At 75.4% G+C, this 1,804-nt stretch carries 1 protein-coding gene and 1 pseudogene; both read right to left on the reverse strand.

All coding sequences use genetic code 11. The annotated features are described in order from the left end of the window. On the reverse strand, window positions 1-1,299 hold a 1,299-nt coding region (locus tag HW445_RS29480; protein ID WP_180223880.1), incomplete at its 3' end, for a cytochrome P450. A 95-nt stretch (window positions 1,300-1,394) separates the two neighbouring features. Further along, window positions 1,395-1,804, reverse strand: a pseudogene (locus tag HW445_RS29485) (hypothetical protein); the annotation flags it as partial.

Consider the following 1,804-nt stretch of genomic DNA (forward strand, 5'->3'; position numbering starts at 1 on the left):
CTGGCGGCCGATGCAGGCCCGGGCGCCGGTGCCGAAGGGCTTGAAGACGTGCGCGGGCCGCCCCCGCACCGCCGCGGCCTCGAAGCGGTCCGGGTCGAACCGCTCCGGCTCCGGCCCCCAGACCTCCGGGTCCCGGTGCAGCAGCGGAAGCACCACCAGCGCCCACGCGCCGCGCCGCATCGGGTGCGTGCCGCCCAGCACCGTGTCCTCCAGGGCCACCCGGGCGAAGGCCGGGGCGGTCGGCCACAGCCGCAGCGACTCGTCCAGCACGCGCCGGACGTACCGCAGCTTGGCCACCTGCTCGTACCCCGGGGAGGCGACGTCGCCCCAGACGCGGTCCACCTCCTCGCGGGCCCGCGCCGCGATCTCCGGGTGCAGCGAGAGGTAGTGCAGGGCGAACGAGAGCGCGCCCGAGGTCGTCTCGTGACCGGCGACCAGGAAGGTGATCACCTGACGGCGGACGTTGTCCAGTGACAGCCGCTCCCCGGTGTCGGGATGGGCGGTCTCCAGCATCCGGTCCAGCAGGTCTCCGTCGCCCGGGCGGCCGTCCGCCACCCGGGCCCGGACCACCTCGTCCACCGTGTCGTTGAGCAGCGCCAGGTCCCGCTCGCCGCGCCGGTCCGCGGCCCGGCCGCCCAGCAGCCCGGCCAGCGGACCCGGCAGGGCGGTGCGCCGCTGGGCGTAGCTCAGGTAGCCCACCATCGCGTCGACGAAGGGGTGGGGCCGGGCCCGTTCGAACGAACCGAAGTCGTGGCCGAACCCGGTGCGGGCGATGGTCTCCAGGGTCAGCTTGGTCATGTCGCCGGGCACGTCCACGGCGCGCCCGGCCACCAGCTCGGCGTCCCAGTGGCCGGTCAGCCGGTCCGCCACGTCCAGCATGGCCCGGTGGTACCCGGCCATCGCCTCCCGGCTGAACCCGGGCGCCAGCACGTCGTGCGCCAGCTGCCAGTTGGGCTCGTGGTTGTGCGCCGTGAACAGGCCGTCCTTGGCGAGGGGACGCAGCGCCGCGATGCCGGGGGCGACGAACTTGGCGAACCGGGACTCGTCCGACAGATCCGCCACCAGCTCCGCGCCGCCGACGAACACCAGCTCGAAGGAGAGCACCTTCCGGCGGAAGATGGGCCCCAGTTCGCTTCCCCGGCGCACGGTGTCCTGCAGCGGCCGGGCCCGGTCGGTACCCAGGACGTCACCCAGCAACGGCACCCGGCGGGGTGGGTGCGGGATCAGGTCGAGCCGCGGCCAGGCCTCCCGGACGGCGGGCACCGGGGCAACCGCCCGGACCGTGTTGCTGCTCGCCATGGACCCTCCCGATCGAACCGCCGTGTCGCCGGGCCGCCGTCCCGCGCTGTGCCGGCGGCGGCCCGGTGACCATCGTGCCTTCCGGGCGCCGTCCGTCACCAGTCCCCGTCCGCCACCGGGCTGCCCGGCGCGTCCCCCAGCTGGACCACCTGGTGCGGGCCCGGCGCGACCCACGGCGTGTGGTCGTCGCCCAGCCAGTCGCCCACCGGCTTGACCCCGGAGAGGGTCTTCGAGGGGTCCAGGTCCTGCGCGTTCTCGTCGTAGTGCTCGAACCAGGGCAGGCCCGCCCGGGTGTAGGCGGCACGGTCGACGGGGGAGGGCGGGGGCGCCTCGCCGGTGATCCGTCGCCACTCGGGCGGCGTCACCAGATGGACGAAGACCCGTCCGGAGGCCTTGTCCGACCAGTCGGAGAGCGGACGCGTGTCGCGGTGCACCTGCTGGCGCATGGAACCCCCCGCGCCCAGACCCATCGCCGCGGCCGCGGGAGCCGACCGCAGGGGGGCCG

The sequence above is a fragment of the Streptomyces sp. UH6 genome, assembly GCF_013421635.1.
GTDB lineage: Bacteria > Actinomycetota > Actinomycetes > Streptomycetales > Streptomycetaceae > Streptomyces > Streptomyces abyssomicinicus.